The organism is Desulfurococcus sp. (assembly GCF_049970475.1).
GTDB lineage: Archaea > Thermoproteota > Thermoprotei_A > Sulfolobales > Desulfurococcaceae > Desulfurococcus > Desulfurococcus amylolyticus.
Window position 1 is genome coordinate 1 of the sequence record NZ_JBMFMW010000127.1, and the last position, 2,818, is coordinate 2,818.

2 protein-coding genes and 1 tRNA gene are annotated in these 2,818 nt (G+C 45.2%); 2 read left to right on the top strand and 1 reads right to left on the bottom strand.

Going from position 1 to position 2,818, the window contains the following annotated elements:
* Window positions 1-165: 165 nt before the first annotated feature.
* Window positions 166-1,020, top strand: a complete 855-nt coding sequence (locus ACP5N5_RS06540; protein ID WP_428134259.1) for a hypothetical protein — start codon at window positions 166-168, stop codon at window positions 1,018-1,020.
* Here the strand turns inward: ACP5N5_RS06540 and ACP5N5_RS06545 are convergent.
* Window positions 1,018-1,091, bottom strand: a tRNA-Met gene (locus ACP5N5_RS06545). The genes ACP5N5_RS06540 and ACP5N5_RS06545 overlap by 3 nt on opposite strands.
* Before the next feature lie 363 nt (window positions 1,092-1,454).
* Here ACP5N5_RS06545 and aspS point away from each other — a divergent pair.
* On the top strand, window positions 1,455-2,717 hold the full coding sequence (aspS, locus tag ACP5N5_RS06550; protein WP_428134262.1) for an aspartate--tRNA(Asn) ligase: 1,263 nt from the start codon (window positions 1,455-1,457) through the stop codon (window positions 2,715-2,717).
* Window positions 2,718-2,818 lie beyond the last annotated feature (101 nt).

A 2,818-nucleotide genomic window follows, 5' to 3' on the forward strand; every position in this document is an offset into this window, starting at 1 on the left:
AGCCTGGTGGAGCGCTGCCCTGGTAAGGCAGAGGTCCCGGGTTCGAATCCCGGCGGCGGCTTATCAACCAATCTCCTTTGGGCTTACACTATCTCCAGCTAGATAGGTTTATGTATTACTGGTTACAGGTATAGTAAACAGGTTCGAACCCATGGTGAGTAAGCTATGCATACTTACCTGGTTTTAAGGCTTAGGAAGAAATGTGCTAGGAATTTCTTAGTATTCCTAGTATTGATTCTACTTGTTTCGGCATACGTGCTTGACACCTCACAGCCTAAGCTGGTGGTTTCAACATATGACTTACTAGTGGATCAAAAATACAGTGATGTATTCTTACTAGTGGATGCAAACGGATACATCACTCCTCCAGGTCCATTCACTGTAAGGCAGAATGAAACAGTAGTTGTTAAACTACTCGTCGGCAACTTATCCCTTCCAATAAGCGAGTTATTGAACACTAATGGGACAGACCTATATGTTATAGATAATCAAACCAGTATATTTTTACCCTGGAAGAGAATAGAGAACCTCACGCTTGCAACGGATATAAGATTAGACCTCGGGATAAAACCCTACTATCCATACCCACCAGCGTTTATCACGCTACTTGAACCAGGCCACTGGCTAGTGAACTTTCAATCCCCCTACCTATTTAACGTGTCAATCAACCTCTATATTTTACCCGTGGACCCAGTTGTAGAAATACATAATAATGGATGGGGAACGTGTAAAACCTATATAAAGATATATGGAGCGAGTACATTCATCAACACGATAAGCATCCGCGTTGATCCCAGGTCCAGCAGGACCATAAAGATAAATGGGACAGGGCAACCGGTAGTAGTGAATAGTGAGGTTTTATGGGGTCCCATGGTCTTCTCAATAGAGAATGGAAAACTAATTATGAATCTTCAATCATATATAATTCCAATACTCACTCTAGAGACTCTCATCACGGCTATAGTAATGTTCACTGTATGCAGGAAGAAACAGGGTACTGGAAAAGTTAGGAGGAAGTAGCGGGGGGTGGATTTGAACCACCGACCTCGGGGTTATGAGCCCCGCGGGCTACCAGGCTGCCCTACCCCGCTATGATGCCCCGCTGTTTTCTATGTAATTATAACAAGGGATTATAAGTTTTTACTGTTTGCCACAGTCTAGTTATTAAATCAGTCAGCCGGCGGTATTTCCGCCGGCTGGGAAAAGCTGTAGCCTACCCCCGGATATCCTAGCCAGGCCAAACCCTCGGATATCCTTTAAACCCCGTAGGGTCCTACCCAGCTTTATACACTAGTTAATCTAGTGCATTTATAGCTGGGTTGCCTGGCTTCGGGGCTGGGGGTAATTAGCCGCTAATAAAATATTATTTTAAACCTACTAATAAATTTTTACAGCTAGAAGCCTGCCCTTATAGAGCTGAGAAGGCTGGGGCATGCTTTCACAGGTGAGGTAAAATGGGTTTAAAGAGGATTTGTGGTTGGATTATAAGGAAGAAAAGTATTGGAAGGATAATTATTATCGAGGTAAGTAGCGACAGCGTGAAACCAAGTGTCCTGGTATTAAAGGAGGAAAGGGAGCCTGAATTATTTAAGCTGGGGATGGAAATCGATATCGGCACAGCTCTCTGCTTCGAGGGGGAGGAGGCCCCAGAGCAAAGGAGTGCGAGAGGAGTAGAGTATATAGCTAGGAAGATAGAGGTTTACGCGAAACCCATTGAACCCCTCCCAGTCGACACCATGGGTAAGGTACCGGCTTTACTCGATACGAGGATAAAGTACAGATGGCTCTTAGTGAGAAACCCCGTTGAGAAGGCGATATTCATTATTAGGAATAGCTTACTCAATGCAGCCAGAGAGTATTTCTCCAAGAACGGGTTCATAGAGGTTCAAACCCCGAAGATCGTGGCTGCTGGTGCTGAAGGCGGTGCAACACTGTTTAAGATCCAGTATTTCGAGAACGATGCGTATCTTAGCCAGAGTCCCCAGTTATTTAAACAAATGTTGATGGCTGGCTTCACAAGGGTCTATGAGATAACCCCGTATTTCAGGGCTGAGAAATACAATACGACGAGACACCTGAACGAGTCATGGGGTATAGATGTGGAGCAAGGCTTTATAAATAGCGTCGAGGATGTTCTCCAAACGCTTGAAAACCTGATTACATACATCATAGAGTATGTGTTGAAGAACAATAAAGAGGAGCTGGAAATACTCGGCGCCACGCTTAAGAAACCCTCGTCACCGTTTAAGAGGCTAAAATTCCAGGAGGCAGTCGATATACTTAGAAGCGAAGGACTCGAGATCTCGGAGGCAGAGGACCTAAGCGACTACGCTGAGAAGAAGCTGGGAGAAATAATGGCCGAGAAGGGATATGAGCTATACTTTATAGTGGGATTCCCATGGGCTTCAACGGGCTTCTACTACATGAGGGATGAGGACGGGGTCTACACTAGGAAATTCGATCTCGATTACCGCGGGCTGGAGATAGCGAGTGGAGGACAGAGGGAGCATAGGTATGAGAAGCTATTGAAAGCGTTGAGGGAGAAAGGTCTTAACCCGGAGAACTTCAGCTTTTACCTGGAGGCTTTCAAATATGGTATGCCACCACATGGCGGGTTCGGGCTAGGTGTTGAGAGATTATTGATGAGAATGCTCAACCTGGAAAACGTTAGGGAGGCCATATTATTTGTTAGGGATAGAACAAGACTGGTGCCTTAACTTTTTTGACACCATTTCTCCCTAGGTGTTCGCTCTAATTATACTATGTTCATGGTTTCACCTAGAGGACTCCACCCAGCCCACCAACCCATATAAACCCC

What these genes read in the sequence shown, in the direction of transcription:
- ACP5N5_RS06540 (WP_428134259.1), top strand. Translation starts at nt 166, where the DNA reads ATGCATACTTACCTGGTTTTAAGGCTTAGGAAGAAATGTGCTAGGAAT.
- aspS (WP_428134262.1), top strand. Translation starts at nt 1,455, where the DNA reads ATGGGTTTAAAGAGGATTTGTGGTTGGATTATAAGGAAGAAAAGTATT.